Below are 18,803 nucleotides of genomic sequence, written 5' to 3' on the forward strand. Positions count from 1 at the left end.
CAATGTTTTAACGGTTTTTAATCATATATCTCTTTATGAATCTCTAAGGGCTTGTTCTTAACGATCGGAAGTACTTTGAGTATGTTTGAAGCTGAGACGTGTTTGCCGGTTTTAAGCAGGTAGTCCCCGGCCAACCCGTTCAGATATGCCGCTATACACGCAGCGTGGAACAGGTTTTTAACCTGGGGTATTAACCCTGTCACCAGCCCTGTTAAAACATCCCCGGTGCCTCCTACGGCCATGTACGGGTTCCCGGTCTTATTAAACCGTGTTTTCTCCCCGTTGCTTATAATGTCGATTGGTGCTTTCAACAGGATCACAGCGTTTAAATCCTTTGCAACGGTTTCAACCATTTGTGAAGCCTCGCGGAGATCCTCGCTAACAGTGTAGTCCGTGATGTTCCTGAACTCTCCTCGGTGAGGCGTTAAAACAACCATCCCGTTGAACCTGTCCACTCCTAGCTTAACTGTTTTGAGCGCGTCTGCGTCCAGAACCAGGGGGATGTTCTTTCCTACCAGGTAGTTGGTTAGTTTTTTCACGGCTTCCAAGGTCTCCAACTCGCTGCCAAGGCCCGGTCCTATAGCGATAGCGTGCGGTTTCAACTCTTCAATGTATTTAGTGATTACAGGTGTTGCATTGTTTGACAAGTATTCACCCGGATAGGGCAGGGTTATCACGTCTGGTGAGAAACCAGCCACTATGTCCCTGATCGCCTCGGGCACCACGAGGAAGGAGAGGTCCACCCCGGCTAGCAAGGAGGCTTGGGCCGCTAGGTGTGCTGCTCCAGTGTACCTCATGCTTCCGGCAATGATGAGCACCCTCCCAGACGAGCCTTTATGCGCGTCCCTTGGTCGAGGAGGAATTCTATGGAGGACATCGCCCGGCCCCACGTATTTATCTGCTTCTACAGGGATGCCGATATTTGCGACGATTACCTCACCAGTATACTCAGGGTTTTTCAGCAATCCTGGCTTAAGATCGTGGAAGGTGACCGTGTAATGTGCTTTAAAAGCTGACCCATGTACTTCCCCTGTGTCAGGGTTAAGTCCTGAAGGCGTGTCAACAGCGATTTTCAAGTAGGCCTTCTCCTCATTCGCCTTGTCAACAAGTTCTCTTAAAGGAGATTTCAAAGCTCCCTTAACCCCGGTGCCGATTAACGCGTCAATGATCACATCCTTGTTCTCCAGAGCCCTTAGCCGCCCGGGCTCATGGATTACCACACTATCAAGCTTTTTCAGAATTTTCAAGTTGAAAAACGTGTCGGGATGCTCTATCTCCGAGAACGGGTAGGCTGGTAGAACCTCAACTCTGTAGCCTTTTGATGAAAGATACCTGGCTGCTACAAGCCCGTCCCCGCCGTTTCCTCCCTTCCCAACCATTACCACAATGCTTACTTCCTCCCTACTCTTCAACTGTGAATCCACGAAGTCTGCAACGCTCTTACCTGCCGCCTCCATTAAATTGTTAAGTGGCAAGCCTAGCGCGACCGAGTTTGTTTCAAGGACTTTCATGTCTAAGGTTGTTATCATGCAACTCCCTCAAACACTAATATACATATTTATGAATATAAGATAGGCGTGATTCCCAGGGGCTTCATGTTAAACCTTTACAACATGTCTGAGAGGAGCATTATCGGGGACGACTCTCATCAACTCTTTTCTAGTGATTTCCTCAGTTGAAACTATTAACTCTCCAACGCTTGTGGGGATGATACATGAGCCGCTACTTCTTCTACCTATTTCAGCACAGCTCTCAAGCATCAAGTCTTTGAGACCCTCTCTCATGGAGAGCATGAACAGGCTTAGTTGTTCGAAACCCGACTCCTTAACCGTCTTTTCTCCTTTAGGGTTTATGTAAAACCTGAAAACATCTCTGTTCACTGGCTCCATGTTCAATAGAATGTGCTCGGTTCCTTGCTCTATGAAAAACGTTAAACCACCGTAAAACATTGATGTCGCAATCACCTTTTCCAGCCCCTTCTGCTCATGCAACAACCCCTTGGCTATTTGAAGGCATGCATTAACAGTTTCATCAGGGTTTAGCTCTACGGGAATGTTGTGGTAAAGAAACCACTCGCTTCCCTTCCTCAATAAGTTAGCCCTGTAGTTTCCAATCGACAAGGTCAGGAGACCAGGATGCTTCCCCACAAAAGCCTTACCTATCAAGACTGTTTTAGGGCAGCTGTAAAGTTCTTCATAAATCCACAAACCAATCCACCTTGTTGATCGTTTCAACCGGGTGGAACAATCCCTTATGGAACTTATCAATTAACCCTTATTTAAAACGGTCTACATACGATAGACTCGGTGGGAAGTATGAAAGGTCTGAAAATACTCCCTATATTCGTGTTAGCCGCTCTATTCGCATCGTTGATAACCCCGGTAGCGTTAATTGCTGATGAGACCCCGGTGCAGGATGAGAACATTGTTGAAGACGTAAATGTTGGCGGCACGGCATACGGGTTGTACAGGGTTGCCATCAACTTCACTGACGCCCTCGATCTCGCTTACACGATGAGAAACCTAACCTACAACCTGCTACAGTGGGAGATCGAGCAGAATGTTCAAGCCGCTAACATTAGCCTTATAAGAGGGGACTTCTTCCTAGAGAAAGCCATTGAGTTGAGCGTGAACAATACTAAGAGGGCTACGGTGTTCGCAATAGTAGCCGCCATCCACTACAGTCATGCTCCAGCTTTCGCGAACCCGGTTTTAGCCAAGGTTATACCTTCAACACTGGATGAAAACAATACAATAACTGCGGCAACGGTTGAAGCAGTGTTGGGAAAGGCGGGAGAGCTGAAACAACTGCTAGAGGAGGCTGTTGGACAAGTAGAGGCTTGGAATCTGACAATCCCCTTGCTAGTATACTGGCACATTGAAAGAGGCGACAACTTAACTGCTGTTGCGGGAGAACTGATTGAAACCAACATCACAGAAGCTTTCTGGCACGCTGTTGGAGGATACAGGGCTTACGTCAGAGGTTTCGCTGTGCTTGTTAAAAGCGTGTTCGCCCAGAAAATAAGGCTGGCCGCATCAGACTATGAAGGGTTAAGCAACAGGTTGATTGTTCCAAGAGGGCTGAAACTCCAGCTACTCCTGGTTTCCGAAAAACTGCCTCCCGAGTTAAGGGAGAGGATTAGGGCTAAGATAGAGGCCGGGGAGATAAGGAATTTCAAAGAACTAGTCCAGTACGTTAGAACGGAGGCTATTCAGCTTAGAGAGAGATATAGGGCAATGCAGATCGATGCTGTGGCTAAGATATTAACGGATTACGCTATAAAGCTCGAGTACAGGTTTCCAGTAATAATGCGGACTTGGAGAATTCAGCACGGCATTAACAATTTGACAGAGCTCTACCAATACTGCCGCCAACTGGTTGGAGAAGTAGCTAACTCGACAAACTCAACAGGTTTACAGCTATTGTATCTAAGCCTATACCAGTTCCAGCTGGAGTTGAGAATGGATATAAGAAACATGTTCGAGAATGAAATCATAAAGGTTAGAATGGGTCAATAACCCATTATACTTTTTTAAATCCCTAACCATCCATATATCTCCTTAGATGCTATATGTTTAACCAGAAAATTTTAGCATTCATAGTTGCTCTTACACTGGTCTCGGCTTTCACACCAGTTTTCAATGGCGAGGCCGCATATTCGATATCAATCAATCTTTCCTATGATTTGCTGTCGAATACCGGGTTAATGGAGATAGTGCTCGATATTCATGATTCTTCAAACACTACTATGTTTGAAATACCGTTGGCGTTCATTGGTGAAGATGCATGGTTCAACATTGTCAACATCACAGCCACCCCTGAAGCAGGGAGTTTGATATACGAGTACAACGAGCACGATAAGATTTTAAGGCTAATAGCCTTGAACACCACGCGCGTCACGGCATGGTTGATAGCGGAGAACATCACCGATAATTACGCGCCAGGCGTGTACGGGTTTTTCCTAAACCTGGAAGAATTCGCTGGCGCGGGCTCTGCGAGCTTTAAACTCTATGTTTACGGAAGCCACGGAGTCATGGTTGAAAATCTAGGTGGTAAAGCATACAATGGAACAGTCTATTACTCAAATTCTTTCACAGTTCTACAGATCGACCGTCCCGGCTTATACTTTGTACTGCTTCTAACAAATATTGAAGAACCTCCTGTTAACCAGCCCTCTCCAGCCACAGGCTTCAGCACAATCATCGCTATTATCGTAGCTCTTTTAGCGGTCGGGATTGCAGGGGTCTTCATATACTTATGGAGGAGAAGAGTATCGATCGAGCTTGAACCAGTAGCTACAAGGGACTTGTTAACCGATGAAGTAGTAAGAGATATTATAGTGACTCTTGGGAAAGCCGGTGATAAAGGCCTCCAGCAATCTGAACTAGTAAGCTTAACTGGTAGGCCAAAATCAAGCATAAGCAGGAGAATCAAGAAGCTTGAGGATGAGGGATACGTTAGCGTGTTGAGGTCGGGCAAGTACAACTACCTTAGACTAACGGAGAAAGGATTTGAGGCTTTCAAGAAAATAACTTCCAAGGAGAAGAGGAATGACTGAGCCTTCTCCCGTCTTCGCAAACGGGTTCTTCACGGTCCAGGAGAACGGGGTTTTCAACGAATTAATTCTCTTCGAATACTATGACCCAGACGGGTACTATGCCTCAGTAGTTAGCAATCAAGACCGGCTGGATGTAGAACTAGAAACCCTTTCAAGAAACATGCAGTTCTACCTGGATCTGGAGAAGGTTTTAATCAATGGTTCAGAATCAACCCCCACCGTTTTAAACGTCAGCATCGGGTTCAGAGGCGATGCTAAGAGACCGTACATTCTCTTCATAGTGAGTTTCAAAGGAGACCTGGTTAAAGGCTTAAACACTTATGAGAATTACTATGAGGAAGAGGTTGCAGAATACGATTATGAAGTGGTATGGCTATTCCCCGGTAAAGCCCGAGTCGTGCTAGCAGACCTGGGTGTTCCATTTAAGGTGGAAGCAGGCGGCAGGGTTTTAAGATTTAATGTTAAAAAAGGAACCCGTATAAGAGGGTTTGAGAAAATATTGTTCGAAATTGATTGAAACCAATACTGTTAAAATCCTGCTTAACCCATATTCTAAAACGGCGGGGTTGATGCATGGGGACCTCCCATGAGGGAGGACCTCTGAAGAATGATGTGGGGCCAAAGCGCTGAACCCGCCTTGTACGATTTGAAAACCCGTGATGAGTACGCCATCGCGTGAGAAGTGATCGAACCCGATCAGGCTGAGGAGGATGTCCGGGATACCACTATACTGGAAGTATCCGTTTCTCCTTAGGTTAGAAGACGTGGTTCCAAACTCGTACACCGTTCTACCAGTATTGATTGGGAATCCTGATGCCCCACTATATGAGAAGCTTCTTTCATATTTGAAGTTAATTGTTGAGAAAACCACGGTACCACAGGATAGGTCATCCTACAATTCTGATCACGAGGTCATCGTCTTCTACTCTCTCGGACTGGTTTCTAAAGCTATTAAGGAGCCGCAACTACTAGCTAGGACTGCTGTTGCTTATTCTAAGAGAGCTGGCTTCTTCTTCAGGAGTGAGAACGATGAACTTCTAATTAATGTTGCCAGAAAAATAGGTATCGGTGTAATCAAATCAGTGCAGCCTCCAAGGCTTTTAAGAATTGTCGAGGAAGAGAGGGGTAGGAAACAGTTTGGATGGGAGTCCTTGTCGTACGGTATCACACTCACAGGCTTCATAAGACTCGTAGCCGGCAGACTTGAGCAGGACTCCTCTTACAATCTATCGAGCCAAATAGTTCACGAAGGGCTTGTATACGTGGATCGCAGACGGTTCACGCGTCTGTTAGAGGAGGCTTGTTTCCACTATATTTTGAAAACTTATGAAGACCTTCAGCCCCCATCAACCGAATTTCTAAACGGGATTGAACAATTAATTGCTGAGGTGGAACGATATCTCGAGAATGTAAAATGGTGGCGGAGAAGCTTTGTTAAAGATAGAGGTGTTGGCGAAGAAGTATCCGGCGTTGTAGAAGAAGCCTTCCCGCCTTGTATTAAAAAGATTCTCTCAACAATCAAATCAGGCGGCAACCCCAGTCACGAGGAAAGATTCAACCTAGCGGCTTTTCTCGTTAACATTGGATATAGTGTTGATGATGTTCTAGCAGTGTTTAGAACCACGGCGGATTTCGATGAAAAAATTGCGAGGTATCAGGTGGAGCATATTGCCGGGTTAAGGGGTAGCAGGAGGAAGTACACCCCTTACAGTTGTGACAGGATGAAATCAGTAGGTGCGTGCCCTATTCAGAATTATTGCGCTGGAGGAAGACACCCCTTATCTGCGTACAAGCATAATCTTAAACTTCTTAAGCAATCCACGGAGAAGTCTGAAACGGGGGGTCCCTCCTCTGCGAGCGAAACCCAGTAGCTTGCTTACCACGGCGTATACAAGATATGCGGTAGCTGCATTGAAGACCAGGGTTGTTGCGATCACGTCGACTGAAGGGGGAACGTACTTAGGGTTGACTCCTTTCTCAGGAAACTCTGGTTTAAAGAGGAGTGTAACATTCTTGTTAAACCGGAATAACACGCTTGAACAATTAGCTGGTTTAGTTGAATAATAAATTGTCGACCCTATGCTTGTATAATTCTTAAGCTCTACGTTAGAATAGGAGATTTCAACCCCGTAAGGGGCTTCCACTATAATGAAGCAGGTAACGGGTTTTCCCAGGTTGATAGCTATAGTCTCGTTATCCACTATCTCGGCAGTCACATTTATCGCGTTCTCGCCTAAGCTGTGAATAAGGACAAGGCTACCCGTGTATGACTCCCCTTGGATTATGAAGTCGTAGACTACTCGTCCAAGAATTTCCCTAAAAGTTTGCCTGGCATTTTCCATATAGATTACGGAGTGCATTGTTAGAGTGTTAACCCCTTCTACTTCTTGCTGCTCATCGAAGCTAACCAAGATAGGTAGCTTTGACAGAGGCTCAACGTAAATGCTCCATCCTTGATCCCTTGTTTCATTGAACATCATTACTGTCAGGAAGTAGATGTAGTGAGCGGCGTCAACATCCATTCGCGTGAATCCTTGAAGGTGGAGTGTTCCCGGATAGTTCCTGAATTCGAAACTACCGTTTGTGAAAACAATGATGAAGGGTTCGCTAGAGCATTCGGCTTCGAAAATTATTGGTGGGGAAGGAGGTGTGAAGGTAGAGTTTTCTGGGTGAATCGTTACTGTCATGCTTGTAATGTTAATTATTCCTTCACATCTCCCTCTTTTTAAATTGTCAATGTTGAAAGTAGTATTGAGAATGACCAAATACTCGTATGTTAATGAAACATGCTCGATATCGTCAACGCCTGCTACTTTCCTAGCCCCTTCCATGGACGCGGTGATAGTAGTGTATCCTTTGTATGTCAGGATGATAGTTTTTTCCTGGCTTCCTTCTGCTCTTAGAATCGCCGCGCCCTCCGCTAGGATCAAGAAGACTAAGGCAATACCCAGTAGTTTCATGCGGCTCAAGGTTGAAGGCATTATTGACACTTTGAAATTATTATAAGGATTCTATCTAATAAGCATCACCGAGGATGCTCAGGGTGTTTCAATGGAGATAGAGATTGGTCACACTTCATCCGTTATATATGCTAGGTTGAAAGGAAGTGAGGAAAAAGCCTTTCTGAGATATAGTGTTGAAAACAACTCCATGTTGTTGCTGGAGACTTACACACCACCGGTTTTCAGAGGACAGGGTATTGCTAAGCGTTTAGTAGAGTATGCTATTGAGCTGGCGAGACAGAGAGGTTTAGCGATAATTCCGATATGTAGCTACACAGTATATTTCTTCATGAAGAACAGGGAGTATCGAAGCATACTACACCCGGATTACAGGGATTTAAGCGATGAGGAGTGGAAAAAACTGTTTGATGAAGCTTTTTCACGTGAGAAATCAAAGCCTTCCTAGGGATGAGGAGGGAATGGTGAAGGTCAGAGTCAAGTATTTCCTATGGCTAGCTGAAAAAGCAGGTTGCTCCTTGGAGGAAGTCTCACTTAGTAACTCATCTCTTCTAAGCCTATTAGAACACATCAAGGCCTCTCGTCCAAGACTTTCGAGAATTATTGAAAGCATTATTCAGAGTAGGTCGGAAGTCATTGTTCTCGTCAACAACGTCTCACCTAAAACCCTTACCGTAGAGCTTAAAGAAGGGGACGAGGTCGTCTTTATGCCTCCTGTATCCGGGGGTTAAAGTTAAAAATCTATTACTATGTTTAAGAATTATTGACGCCGCCGTAGCTCAGCCCGGTGGAGCGCCGGCCTTGTAAGCGTTTTGAGTAGGCCCGTCGAGAAAGCCGGTGGACGCGGGTTCAAATCCCGCCGGCGGCTTTTAAAAAGCTGTAAGATAGAAATTTAAGTTTTACCTTCATAGATAATAATTAGGTATTCTCAATATGCCTGGCCTAATCGAGAGGAAACAGGTAGGCTCTGATACGATCTCTCCCATAGGTTTAGGGACCTATGGGATAAAGAATTACTCAAAGGCTTTCGAAGCTTATGTTTATGGTTTGACAAACGGGATCGACCACGTTGACACGGCAGAGATGTATGACATGGGGAGAGCGGAGGAGTTTGTGGGAGAGGTTTTAAAGCAGGTAGGCAGGGATGGCGTATTTATCACCACTAAGATGCTACCCAATAGGCTGGACGATAGGGAGAAGATAGTTAGAGCAGCCCAGGAAAGCCTGAGAAGGATTGGCGTAAGCTATGTTGACTTATACCTTATACACTGGCCTAATGAAAGGCTGTCTATCACACAGCAGGTTCAGAATTTTGAGGTACTTGTTGACAAGGGCTTAACTAGGTATATAGGTGTTAGCAACTTCTCTCTTAGCCAGCTGAAAGAAGCTGTTTACGCTACCAAGAAAGCCCCTATTGTAGCTCTACAAGTCCATTATAGTGTGCTAAACAGGAGAGAGGTGGAGGAGCAGTTGCTACCTTACTGCGCGTTCCAGAAAATATTGCTTCAGGCCTACACTCCTATAGAGAGAGGCTCCGTTAAGGATAATCCCTGCGTTAGAGCAGTCAGCGAGAAAACGGGTAGGACACCAATACAGGTTGCGCTGAACTATCTAATTTCTCATGAAAACGTGGTAGCAATTCCTAAAGCTGAAAGAGTTGAACACGTTAAGGAATTGATAGGTGCAATGGGCTGGAGAATTCCAGAAGCCCATATAAACTATCTTAGAAAATGCCTTGAAGAACATTGATATTAGCCAAGGAAGTAATTCGTGAAAAATATAAGAGTCTTTTCTCTTAAAATCGTCATGAATGGTGGTTATTGTATTGGATGATGTAGAGTTAAAACTGACCAGCATGATGATTAAAAACCCGCGAATGAGCCTCCTCAAGCTTTCACGCGAGCTTGGGCTTAACTATATCTCGCTAAGGGAGAGGTTCAGGAAGCTTCAGAGAAACGGTCTCATAGATTTCAGGCTCGCAGTATCCCCAGCTCTTTTAGGAGACGTGGCAGGGGTTGTAAGGGTTAGGTGTAGCGAGGTAGACAAGATTGTTGGTAAAGCTTTAACCTGCAACAGAGTTATCTCGGCTGTAACGCTCAATGGTAGCGAGGCATTGCTCATACTCTACGGCAGGTCGAAGGATGAAATCGCAACCTTAGTCTCGGTTTTAACCTCCGAGCTTGCGGAGAAGGTTGAAGTAAACATTGAGTATGGCAAGATACCATTCGGGGAGAAAATATCGTTGAAGAACCCGGAGCCGGGGTGTAGCGGAGTATTGAAGTGTAGCAACTGTATACCCGTGCTAAGAAACAGGGGTAAGAACAATCACCAGCACTGATGCTTCTCACCAATATCGCTGAGAAGGGAGGCAACCTCCTCCTTAGAACCCTTCTTCCTCACCATGGTTATTCGCTTACTATACTCAGGGTTCAATTCGAGAATGATTTCAACAATTCTCTCGAACAGTTTTCTACCCTCGCTGTTCAAGTAGTCATCGCTGAAAAAGTCGTTATCATTCTCGAGCAAGAAGGAGATTAGCCGGCACAGGTTTTTCGACAAAGATGTTTGATTTCTACCGGTTTTCGAATTCGCGGTCACAAGTCCTCGCGGCACGGGGGTTTGTTCAGTATTCCATTCTCCCTGAGCACTTTTTCAAGTAGGGGCATGACGAAGGAGATACCTCCTTCACCGTTAATCTCAATAAGCTTTCTCTTCTCCCTGTAATACTCAATGATTGGTGTGAATGTTTGATAGAAAACCCTGTACCTGTTCCTAACTATTTCTGGATCGTCGTCAGGACGCCGCACAAGCTTTGAACCATCGTAGTCGCAAATCTCATCATTCTTTGGCTTGGGTTCATAGTAAATGTTGTAAACCCTTCCGCAGACGGGACATATGACTCTGCCGCTAAGCCTCCTGACAGCTACCTCCTCTGAAACCAGCACATGTACTACTGCATCAACGGGAATGACCTCCTCTAGTGCTTTAGCCTGGTTGAGGGTTCTGGGGAATCCGTCGAGGATGAAGCCGTTTTCAACATCTTTTTCCTGAAGCCTTTTCTTAACAATCTCTATGACGATATCGTCGGGTACTAGTTCCCCTCTATCCATATATTGCTTAGCGATGAGCCCGAGCTGAGTACCTTTCCTTACTTCCTCCCTGAAAATATCTCCCGTACTTATGTGGGGGATGCAGTACTTATCCCTTAAATACTGAGCGTACGTTCCCTTGCCAGCGCCCGGTGCGCCTATCATGATTATTTTCAACATACTCCACCTGCATTTATGGGATATCGTCTCCAAGAATGGTGTTAATAGTTTTCAAGGTTAAAAATTAAAATCTGGGATCTTTAACCCCAGCCCACTCCAGAAGCTTCATGTATGCATGATACTTTGAAACCGCCTTGAAACCCGGTGGACCAGGCTTTTTCATGTAGAAAGCGTTCACCTCGTAAACTGTTCCATAACTCTCCCTGTCCAGAGCCATCTTGCCCAGCCTCACAAGGTCTACTAGCAGTCCCGCGAGAGCAGGGCTATCGTTTATCCTTGCAACAATGTAGAGTTCATCCTTGAATTCTCCGAAGCTGAGATATTCTATGATCATTGCCACGAATTTCTTATCGCCAAGCGGTTCGAGATAGCCTGTGGGACGGATATAGTTGGGCGCCTCATATCCCAGGATGTCTTCTACAATGCTGCTCTTAGTCTTCTTCTTCATAATGTTCCTCTCGGGAAGGTTTAGCGCGAGAAAGTCTGTATTCCCGCCGATGTTGAACTGGGCGATGTCGAGAACCCTCCTATTCCTCTCATACAAGTGTTCCAGCAGGTCAGCCGTCAACGGCGTGGCCCCTGTTGAACCATCATCGCCGAATACGACTCCCTTCTTCTGCTTGTAAAACTCTATGAAAGCGGGATCGTTCGCTATGGGTGAAGGAATCGCGTTGACAAATACTGCTGGCTTCACTTTTTCACAGTACAGTCCAACAGCGTAAGCGTATGCTTGCGAGGCGGTTACATCCTCCTCCATAACTCTTTTCTCAAGGTTTCCAAGCCTGCCAACGGGCTCAACGGGTTCTGTGGTCATAACGTTGATGAAGACGTCGATTTTCATGGATTTCCACTCATCTATTAACTCGAGAAGGGCTTGCTGCAGGTCTTTCTCCTCTTCTCTCCCTCTTGCCTTAATGGGCAAGCCTTTCAGGCTGTTTAAGTGGATTCCTCTCCTAATCACAATATCTCTTAAACTGCCGGGTATGTTGTTGCCTGGGTAATCTCTTAAGGCTATGTCAAATACTGTTCTACCTATCTTTGATTCGTCCACGTCGTAGGACGCGACTATTTCAACATCCGTGTACTTGTATGGTAGCCAGTTTCTCAGCGGAACTCCATGATCCGGTATTTCATTATACTTCAGCTTCTCTAATCCAACCGCAAAATGGGTCGCCACAAGACCTTGACCGATTATTCCAACTCTTATCATTTTCCCACCCTAGATTTTGAGCTTCGCAAGCGTTTCCTCAATGAAGAGAACGCCTTGTTTGAAGGCCTCTACCCCCTTGCTGGTTGGTTCGTAGAGGGCTTCTTCCTTCACAGTTTTCTTGGCGAGCAACCCTTCCCTGTTCATCCTATAGATCACCGTGTAGACGGTGACAGCCGGGGGGTTGATGCTGAATCTCTCCCTAAGCCTTACCTTGACATCGTAGGCTTTAAGCGGCTTCGCCTCATCCAGCATGATCTTGATGATGTAAAGCCAAAGGTTTTCAAGGGTTAGTTTCTTCTTAAGTCTCACCAATGCTTTGGTATCGGACAAAAACACTCACCGTTTACAAATATTTGTGATCACAAATATAAAGATTATTAAGGAAGGAGCCTGGTCCTATCTCTCACGAAGAGGATTGCTTCTCTCACGTTCTCAAGGTTCAGCATTTTCATCAGCAATCTCTCAACACCTAATCCAAATCCCCCGTGCGGGGGTATTCCATACTTGAATGATTCAAGGTAGAATTGGAAATCATCCGGGTTTAACCCTTTCAGGATTATCGCCTCAACGAGTTTATCATACCTGTGCTCCCTCTGACCGCCGCTGGCTATTTCAAGACCCTCAAAGTCCAGGTCGAACTTCCTCGTGTACATGCCATCCTCCTCTCTCATATAGTAGAAGCCTGTGGCGTTCCAAGGGAAGCCTGTGATGAAGTAGAGCCTATGTCCCTTGCTTTTCATGATTTCTCCAAGTTTCCTCTCGGCGTGATCTGGAAGGTCCTCTTTCTCTGATACCTCGATTCCCTCGTTTTTCAACAGGTCTACGACTTCTGTGAATCTAAGTCTTTTGAACGGTGGGTTAACCTTCTCAAGGTTTACCCCTAGTGTCTCAAGATCTTCCTTATTGTTGTCTACCACGTAGTTCACGATATATGATACGAGGTTTTCCAGGGTTTCTAAAACATCCTCAACCCCATTTATGAATCCTTGCTCGACATCTATCCCCCACGATTCGTTTAAATGTCTCGGAGTGTTAAACTTCTCGGCTCTGAAGTACGGGGTTATCTCGTAGACGCGCGGATACGCGTTCATAAGTATCTGCTTATAGAGTTGCGGGCTCTGGCTCAGGTAAGCCTGGTACTCAAAGTATTCTACTTTGAAAAGAGTGGCACCTCCCTCAGCACCTGCTGCAACAATCTTAGGGGTTTGAACCTCGTGGAACCCGTTCCTCCTTAGATACTCTCGGGCAGCATGGAAAACCGATTCCCTGATGTTGAATATGGCTTTCTCAACAGGATTCCTGAGCAACAGCCACCTGTACTTTATGCGCGTGTCAAGCAGTGATGGGACCTTCCCGGAAACCTCCACAGGTAACGGTGACACAGGTTTTGAGTAGACTTCGATTTTCGACACTGTGTACTCGATGCCTCTCTTACTCTTCTGCTCAGCAGCTATTTCGCCCTCAAAGCACAGCGCGGTTCCAACGTCGAGTGTTTTCGAAACAGCGTATAGATCGGGCTCGCGCTCCTCCTTCAACACCAGCACACTGGGCTTCGACCGGGAGCTGACTACTTCTACGATTACCACCCTACCTATTTCTTTTTTTCTTAAAACCCATCCGCAGACGCGCATGCACCACACCATGCTAAGAGTTATTTAGAAGAACAGAGTTTTTAAACAGGAGTATTTACATCACTATATGTAAAATTAATAAGTCGGGTTTTCTAGATATATGATAAGGGCCAGATGCCTACGCTCTGCCCGCCAGACCCCCGGTTTAGTTGGATCACTCAGCATGATCCAGCGTGACCGGGTACCCTAGGGCAGAGCGGTGAGGGACGTCCCCGGGCGAGTCTGGAGGGACGTCCGTAGGCAGGCCACACCCCCTCAACACTTCTAAGAGTTTATCCACGTGGAGAATTGCGATTTTAATACAAGTGGTTGCTTCAAATATTTCATGAGGTATTCAACATGACTGTGAAAATGAAAAAATGCTTTAAGGCTTTAAGGAAGAAGATAGTTCTTCTAGCATTGCTTAATTTAATAGTAATAGGAATATCCTACTATCTCCCTTCGCTTCAAGCAGGGGGTTATGATTTCCAGGCCGATTACACTCCAACGCAATGGGTTTTAAGATTCAGGCTGTTGAACATTACACTATTCGTTACCCCTCCAACAGAGGAGGTTACTGTTAGGCTGATCATCCCCGGAGTTTTGAACGAGACTGTTGCCTCATTCGAATACGTCCCCGGGCTATTGTTCTACGAGCCGAATGCTCTTCTCGAGAAAACATTGGATGAGCTGAGGAAGGATTTCTCACCAAACATTGATGTCAGGTTGGATTTAAGCGTGCCGGGATACCATCCAGCGATCCCAACATACGCCTATCACAGGAGGGACGGGGTTTGGGAGTTAAGGCTTCAATCACCCGGTTACTTAGATGCTTACGCCGAGTTAGAGGTTCTGATGAAGGATCCCTTTGTTTCTATAACTAACAATGGAGGGTTAACAGGCATTGTCAGGCTGACTGGAAAATCCCCCAACCAGTCGAAGGGCTTAGAGGTTGAGGTTCCACCTCACGGGGTAGCTGACTCGGTAATGGAAGGAGTTTTTACTAATGTAGAAGCGGATGTAAGGCTCTACTTGATTAACAGGTTATTATGCTTCAGCTACTTTGACGGTACCTTGTATTTTGCTTTGAGAGACAACATGATCCTTGTGATTCCACCCTTGTTACTAGCCGATTCCATATACCTGCTTCAAGCATGCAGAAAAACCATAAAGGGGGCTAAAAAAAGGACTAAAAAGATTTAAATATGAAACACCTATAACATTATATCGGTTGGTGTAACATATGAAGAAGTTAATATTAGCCCTACTAATCCCACTATTGGTACTATCAATAATATATGTCCCAGCTCTTGCAGAGGCACAGGCTCCTGTAAAAGGTCCAGCGAGCGATAAAGTAATAATGAAAAGGGTTCCGATCGAACAGGTGCCGTCTGCTATCCGAAACCAGGAGATCGATTTATACATGTACAGTCTGAGGCCTGCCCAGGCCGAGCAGTTGAAGGATATTGAGGGGGTTGTATTCTACCAGGCTCCTGCTGGTTTGATCGACATTATTATGAACCCGGCTCCTGTAGCTGTTGAAGTCTTAAATGGTACGTACGATGCCATTGGCGCGGCTGCAAGAATAGAAGTTCCTAAGGATGCTGTGGTAGGCTTAAAGTACAATGGGACCCACACTTTCGTGTATCTTGGAGCTAAACCAGGTGTAGGGATTAACCCGTTTGCGTTTAGGGAAGTGAGGTTTGCAATGAACTACTTGATCGATAGGGATACAGCTGCTTACACGATATTGAAGGGCTATGCAGTCCCAATGTACACCTTCCTCAGCCAGTTCGACCCCGACTACTCGGTGATCGCTGACATTATCGCCATGAACGAGTTCAGGTACGACCCTGCCTATGCTGATCAACTGATCACGCAGACTTTACAGAGGATCGGTGCATCGAAATCAGGCGGCAAGTGGTTCTACAATGGAACACCCATCTCCTTGAAATTCATCATCCGTATTGAGGATGAAAGATACGATATCGGAAACATGATTGCGACCGACCTAGACATGCTAGGGTTCGATGTTCAGAGAATCTACATGAGGTTTGCAGACGCAATAGGAGTATTATATGGAACAGACCCTATGGAGTTCCAGTGGCACATGTACACTGAGGGTTGGGGTAAGAGCGGTATTGACAAGTATGATAGTGGAACCATAGCCCAGTTCTGTGCTCCCTGGGTCGGCTACATGCCTGGTTGGCAGGAGCCTACATTTTGGAATTACGAGCACCCAGAGATAGACGAGATCACCTTAAAGATTTACCAGGCCCAGTACAAGAGTAAGGAGGAAAGGGATGAGCTCTACAGGAATGGTACCCGGTTATGTATTGAGGAGTCTGTTAGAGCATGGGTTGTAACCAGGCTCGACACCTGGGTGGCTTGGGACTATGTCAAGGGACTTACCAAGGACTTGGGTGCCGGTCTCCGCGGTATATGGAACCTTCGCGAAGCATATGTTGAGGGGAGAGCTGATAAAACGCTGAAGGTTGGACACTTATGGGTTTGGACATCAACTAGTGAGTGGAACATTTGGGGCGGTTTCACAGACGTGTACAGTGTTGACTGGGAGAGGGTTACCTACGACCCCTCTGTTTGGAACCACCCGTTCAACGGTCTTCCAATACCGTTTAGGTCTAGCTATGTTGTCTTGACAGCAGGTCCTGACGGCAACATGACCGTGCCCACGACCGCTAAGATATTCGATGCAGCAACAGACACCTGGAAGAATGTACCGGAGAATACGACAGCGGTTAGTAAAGTAGTATTCGATTTGAGCAAGTATATTGGTGCTAAATGGCACAATGGAGTAGAAATAACGATGGCAGACGTGATCGGCTATGTTGCAATGATATATGACTTAGTCTACGATGATTACTACAAGACCTTAGAGTCCCGTATAGTGTCGAGCACGAAGCCGTGGCTTGACACTGTGAAGGGTTGGGAGTTCGATGTTCAGAACAAGAGGATGACTGTTTACGTTGACTACTGGCACTTCGATGAAAACTACATTGCATCATGGGCGACCGTCACCCCTATTAATCCGTTGGAGATTCACATCGCCACCTTCGAGCTAGCCTTGGACAGGAGGAATGAGACCAACCTGGTGCTCTACAGGAGAGAAGGCTATCAGACATTCAGCCTCGTCTACCCGAATCATGTAACCCTTGTCAAGAACACATTGGCAACGTACTCAGACAACAGCGCGGTGCTTGCGAAAGCGAACAAGTATGCTAACGGATTATTGACGATGACAGAGTGGAACCAGAGAATACAGGCTGATCTAAACTGGATAAACACCTACAACCTGGCTTGGATAAGCAATGGGCCGTTCATGCTGACCAAGATGGATACTGTTGCAAACGAGGGTGAGATGACAGCGTTCAGAGACCCAACCTACCCGTTCAAGCCTGGCGACTGGTACTTTGGCTCCCCCACCCCGTCTGCGGTGAAAAGCGTTACGATAGTTTCAGACATTCCCAACAAGATAGTACCAGGCAGGGAAGCAGTTGTAAACGTTGAAGTCTCCGGTATTCCACCGCTATACCTCAAGTACATGTTAAGAGACCCCTCGGACCAAATACTAGTCTTTGCCGAAGCTACAAAGTTAGATGACTTCCACTTCAAGATTGACATGGAGCCGGAGCTTACCGCAGGATTAGAGTACGGTGCTAAATACACCTTGCAGTTAATAGTAACCTCTGAGGTGGTAGCTACACCTGAGATCGCGAAGATACCCGTTGATATTGCAACCTACGCTGAAGTGTTGAACTTGCAGCAAGAAGCATTCCAGAGGGCCATAGGTGAGTTGAGGAGTGCGATTCAAACATTAAGCAACAAGGTTGATGCGTTACCAAAGAACCCTGCCACCCCAGAAGATGTTTCAGCTTTGAAGAGCACTGTCGACTCACTCAGCACGATAGTGTACGCGACACTAGGATTAGTTGTCATAACTCTGATAGTGTCTGTAATACCCTTAATAAGGAAGAAGTAATAATTTCAAACCCACTTTTTTTCACGAAAACTTTTTATTTCCCTTCTTTATAAGGTTTAAAGGTAATGTGTTAATCGGTGAAAACCATGCCTGGCGCAGGCTATGTTATCGCGAGAAGGGGTTTGATCCTCCTGTTTTCATACGTTATGATCATTATCATCGTAGCCGTCATTATGGAGGTTACGGGTTATACTCAAAGAATATATGAAGCAATAGTTAAAGAATCTGTTCAGGCTGAGATACAGGCTTTGGTAAGGGCTGGACGCCAGTTCTCACCAACAGAGCTAGAGCAGCTTAGAAAAGACTTAACGATATACTACAGTAAAATGTATGGACTAATAGATGAAAACGGTAACCCCATACCTCCATACGTGAGAATGTGGATACTGGTCGGGAACGCCTTAACCTTCAACCTTGGGAAAGCAACAAAAGAAAGCGTTGCGCAGCTTGCCAGCAAGCTACCACCCGTGCCTGTTGCAGAGCTTATCGCCATCGTTCTCCCGAGAACAATAATAATGATCACTGTGGCCGACATAATAATGGCGTCGATAGCGCTGATGTTAGCACCCAGGATCGCATACAGGCATGGCGGTTTTCTCGACAGGGCTATAATAACTTACTTCGCGGTCTTCAACGCTATACCGCTATGGTGGCTCGCAATGATTTTCATACTCGTCTTGGGCTATCAATTGAAAATATTTCCGACAAACCTGAGGCCGGTTTCAACATACATGATGAACTTCTGGAACGACCCTCTAGGTAATTTCACACAGATCGCATACTACGCCGCTCTGCCTATCATAACCATAGTGGTGGCAGGACTTGGCGGATGGCTTTACAGTGTGCGAGCAATGGTGTTGAGAATAGTTAGGGAGGATTACGTTGTCGTAGCCAAGGCTAAAGGGCTTCCTGAACGCGACATCGCTAGGAAGTACATTCTACGAGTAGCGATATCCCCAGTGCTCACCTCGGTCATTCTCTCACTGGCTTACTCCCTCGGCGGATTCATAATCACGGAGTCAGTGTTTGACTGGCCCGGGATGGGCTCGCTGTACTACGCTGCTTTAACAACCGGTGATACTCCGACCGTTATCGGATTATTCGTGGTTACGGTAGGTGTCTACATTATTGCGAGGTTCGTACTCGAGATATTGTACATTGTTTTAGATCCACGTGTTAGGGCTAGGTAGGGGTGG

Annotated in this window: 19 protein-coding genes and 1 tRNA gene; 12 read left to right on the plus strand and 8 right to left on the minus strand. The window is 46.0% G+C overall.

The window, feature by feature from the left end; all coding sequences use genetic code 11:
- Window positions 1–17: 17 nt before the first annotated feature.
- Window positions 18–1,529: an NAD(P)H-hydrate dehydratase gene (locus IMZ38_RS04050; RefSeq protein ID WP_193435640.1), complete on the minus strand. Its 1,512-nt coding sequence runs from the start codon at window positions 1,527–1,529 to the stop codon at window positions 18–20.
- A 69-nt stretch (window positions 1,530–1,598) separates the two neighbouring features.
- Complete coding sequence (locus IMZ38_RS04055) at window positions 1,599–2,207, minus strand: hypothetical protein (RefSeq protein WP_193435641.1); 609 nt, start codon at window positions 2,205–2,207, stop codon at window positions 1,599–1,601.
- Window positions 2,208–2,315: 108 nt separating this feature from the next.
- On the opposite strand from IMZ38_RS04055, the gene IMZ38_RS04060 reads away from it, so the two are divergent.
- The 4 genes from IMZ38_RS04060 (at window position 2,316) to IMZ38_RS04075 (ending at window position 6,429) form a co-directional block, all read left to right on the plus strand.
- A complete protein-coding gene (locus IMZ38_RS04060; protein ID WP_193435642.1) occupies window positions 2,316–3,518 on the plus strand; it encodes a hypothetical protein in 1,203 nt (400 codons plus the stop codon).
- Between the two features lie 53 nt (window positions 3,519–3,571).
- Window positions 3,572–4,558: a helix-turn-helix transcriptional regulator gene (locus IMZ38_RS04065; RefSeq protein WP_193435643.1), complete on the plus strand. Its 987-nt coding sequence runs from the start codon at window positions 3,572–3,574 to the stop codon at window positions 4,556–4,558.
- The gene (locus IMZ38_RS04070) at window positions 4,551–5,075 is read left to right on the plus strand and encodes a hypothetical protein (protein WP_193435644.1); all 525 of its coding nucleotides are present in this window, start codon (window positions 4,551–4,553) and stop codon (window positions 5,073–5,075) included. The genes IMZ38_RS04065 and IMZ38_RS04070 overlap by 8 nt, the downstream gene beginning before the upstream one ends.
- A 193-nt stretch (window positions 5,076–5,268) precedes the next feature.
- Window positions 5,269–6,429, plus strand: a complete 1,161-nt coding sequence (locus IMZ38_RS04075; RefSeq protein ID WP_193435645.1) for a DNA primase — start codon at window positions 5,269–5,271, stop codon at window positions 6,427–6,429.
- Here IMZ38_RS04075 and IMZ38_RS04080 read toward each other — a convergent pair.
- Window positions 6,337–7,518, minus strand: a complete 1,182-nt coding sequence (locus tag IMZ38_RS04080) for a hypothetical protein (RefSeq protein WP_193435646.1) — start codon at window positions 7,516–7,518, stop codon at window positions 6,337–6,339. The genes IMZ38_RS04075 and IMZ38_RS04080 overlap by 93 nt on opposite strands.
- A 91-nt stretch (window positions 7,519–7,609) precedes the next feature.
- Here IMZ38_RS04080 and IMZ38_RS04085 point away from each other — a divergent pair, with 91 nt between their 5' ends.
- The 5 genes from IMZ38_RS04085 to IMZ38_RS04105 all read left to right on the plus strand — a co-directional run bounded on the left by IMZ38_RS04085 (window position 7,610) and on the right by IMZ38_RS04105 (window position 9,856).
- The gene (locus IMZ38_RS04085) at window positions 7,610–7,966 is read left to right on the plus strand and encodes a GNAT family N-acetyltransferase (RefSeq protein ID WP_193435647.1); all 357 of its coding nucleotides are present in this window, start codon (window positions 7,610–7,612) and stop codon (window positions 7,964–7,966) included.
- A gap of 13 nt (window positions 7,967–7,979) precedes the next feature.
- Window positions 7,980–8,249: a MoaD/ThiS family protein gene (locus IMZ38_RS04090; RefSeq protein ID WP_193435648.1), complete on the plus strand. Its 270-nt coding sequence runs from the start codon at window positions 7,980–7,982 to the stop codon at window positions 8,247–8,249.
- Between the two features lie 37 nt (window positions 8,250–8,286).
- Window positions 8,287–8,386, plus strand: a tRNA-Thr gene (locus IMZ38_RS04095).
- A 65-nt stretch (window positions 8,387–8,451) separates the two neighbouring features.
- Window positions 8,452–9,267, plus strand: coding sequence for an aldo/keto reductase (locus tag IMZ38_RS04100; protein WP_193435649.1), 816 nt, complete (start codon window positions 8,452–8,454; stop codon window positions 9,265–9,267).
- Window positions 9,268–9,343: 76 nt separating this feature from the next.
- The gene (locus IMZ38_RS04105) at window positions 9,344–9,856 is read left to right on the plus strand and encodes an Lrp/AsnC family transcriptional regulator (RefSeq protein WP_193435650.1); all 513 of its coding nucleotides are present in this window, start codon (window positions 9,344–9,346) and stop codon (window positions 9,854–9,856) included.
- Here the strand turns inward: IMZ38_RS04105 and IMZ38_RS04110 are convergent.
- The 5 genes from IMZ38_RS04110 to aspS form a co-directional block, all read right to left on the minus strand.
- Window positions 9,844–10,044, minus strand: a complete 201-nt coding sequence (locus tag IMZ38_RS04110; protein WP_193435651.1) for a hypothetical protein — start codon at window positions 10,042–10,044, stop codon at window positions 9,844–9,846. The two genes, IMZ38_RS04105 and IMZ38_RS04110, sit on opposite strands and share 13 nt — an antisense overlap.
- A 68-nt stretch (window positions 10,045–10,112) precedes the next feature.
- On the minus strand, window positions 10,113–10,784 hold the full coding sequence (locus IMZ38_RS04115; RefSeq protein WP_193436909.1) for an adenylate kinase: 672 nt from the start codon (window positions 10,782–10,784) through the stop codon (window positions 10,113–10,115).
- A 67-nt stretch (window positions 10,785–10,851) separates the two neighbouring features.
- Complete coding sequence (locus IMZ38_RS04120; protein WP_193435652.1) at window positions 10,852–11,997, minus strand: inositol-3-phosphate synthase; 1,146 nt, start codon at window positions 11,995–11,997, stop codon at window positions 10,852–10,854.
- 9 nt (window positions 11,998–12,006) lie between these two features.
- Entirely contained in the window at window positions 12,007–12,327 is a 321-nt protein-coding gene (locus IMZ38_RS04125; RefSeq protein ID WP_193435653.1) for a helix-turn-helix transcriptional regulator, read from the minus strand.
- Window positions 12,328–12,374: 47 nt separating this feature from the next.
- The gene (gene aspS / locus IMZ38_RS04130) at window positions 12,375–13,640 is read right to left on the minus strand and encodes an aspartate--tRNA(Asn) ligase (protein ID WP_193435654.1); all 1,266 of its coding nucleotides are present in this window, start codon (window positions 13,638–13,640) and stop codon (window positions 12,375–12,377) included.
- Window positions 13,641–13,979: 339 nt separating this feature from the next.
- On the opposite strand from aspS, the gene IMZ38_RS04135 reads away from it, so the two are divergent.
- From IMZ38_RS04135 to IMZ38_RS04145, 3 genes are all read left to right on the plus strand, one after another.
- On the plus strand, window positions 13,980–14,810 hold the full coding sequence (locus IMZ38_RS04135; protein WP_193435655.1) for a hypothetical protein: 831 nt from the start codon (window positions 13,980–13,982) through the stop codon (window positions 14,808–14,810).
- Between the two features lie 40 nt (window positions 14,811–14,850).
- Complete coding sequence (locus IMZ38_RS04140; RefSeq protein ID WP_193435656.1) at window positions 14,851–17,607, plus strand: ABC transporter substrate-binding protein; 2,757 nt, start codon at window positions 14,851–14,853, stop codon at window positions 17,605–17,607.
- An 86-nt stretch (window positions 17,608–17,693) separates the two neighbouring features.
- A complete protein-coding gene (locus tag IMZ38_RS04145; RefSeq protein WP_193436910.1) occupies window positions 17,694–18,797 on the plus strand; it encodes an ABC transporter permease in 1,104 nt (367 codons plus the stop codon).
- Window positions 18,798–18,803: the final 6 nt, after the last annotated feature.

Origin of the sequence: Thermosphaera aggregans, from assembly GCF_014962245.1 — an archaeon.
Lineage (GTDB): Archaea > Thermoproteota > Thermoprotei_A > Sulfolobales > Desulfurococcaceae > Thermosphaera > Thermosphaera chiliense.

Excerpts from the sequence above, each read along its gene's own strand:
- IMZ38_RS04080 (WP_193435646.1), bottom strand. The coding sequence starts at position 7,518 with ATGAAACTACTGGGTATTGCCTTAGTCTTCTTGATCCTAGCGGAGGGC.
- aspS (WP_193435654.1), bottom strand. The coding sequence starts at position 13,640 with ATGGTGTGGTGCATGCGCGTCTGCGGATGGGTTTTAAGAAAAAAAGAA.
- IMZ38_RS04070 (WP_193435644.1), top strand. The coding sequence starts at position 4,551 with ATGACTGAGCCTTCTCCCGTCTTCGCAAACGGGTTCTTCACGGTCCAG.
- IMZ38_RS04135 (WP_193435655.1), top strand. The coding sequence starts at position 13,980 with ATGAAAAAATGCTTTAAGGCTTTAAGGAAGAAGATAGTTCTTCTAGCA.
- IMZ38_RS04140 (WP_193435656.1), top strand. The coding sequence starts at position 14,851 with ATGAAGAAGTTAATATTAGCCCTACTAATCCCACTATTGGTACTATCA.
- IMZ38_RS04050 (WP_193435640.1), bottom strand. The coding sequence starts at position 1,529 with ATGATAACAACCTTAGACATGAAAGTCCTTGAAACAAACTCGGTCGCG.
- IMZ38_RS04065 (WP_193435643.1), top strand. The coding sequence starts at position 3,572 with ATGTTTAACCAGAAAATTTTAGCATTCATAGTTGCTCTTACACTGGTC.
- IMZ38_RS04100 (WP_193435649.1), top strand. The coding sequence starts at position 8,452 with ATGCCTGGCCTAATCGAGAGGAAACAGGTAGGCTCTGATACGATCTCT.
- IMZ38_RS04085 (WP_193435647.1), top strand. The coding sequence starts at position 7,610 with ATGGAGATAGAGATTGGTCACACTTCATCCGTTATATATGCTAGGTTG.
- IMZ38_RS04060 (WP_193435642.1), top strand. The coding sequence starts at position 2,316 with ATGAAAGGTCTGAAAATACTCCCTATATTCGTGTTAGCCGCTCTATTC.
- IMZ38_RS04145 (WP_193436910.1), top strand. The coding sequence starts at position 17,694 with ATGCCTGGCGCAGGCTATGTTATCGCGAGAAGGGGTTTGATCCTCCTG.
- IMZ38_RS04075 (WP_193435645.1), top strand. The coding sequence starts at position 5,269 with ATGTCCGGGATACCACTATACTGGAAGTATCCGTTTCTCCTTAGGTTA.
- IMZ38_RS04120 (WP_193435652.1), bottom strand. The coding sequence starts at position 11,997 with ATGATAAGAGTTGGAATAATCGGTCAAGGTCTTGTGGCGACCCATTTT.
- IMZ38_RS04090 (WP_193435648.1), top strand. The coding sequence starts at position 7,980 with ATGGTGAAGGTCAGAGTCAAGTATTTCCTATGGCTAGCTGAAAAAGCA.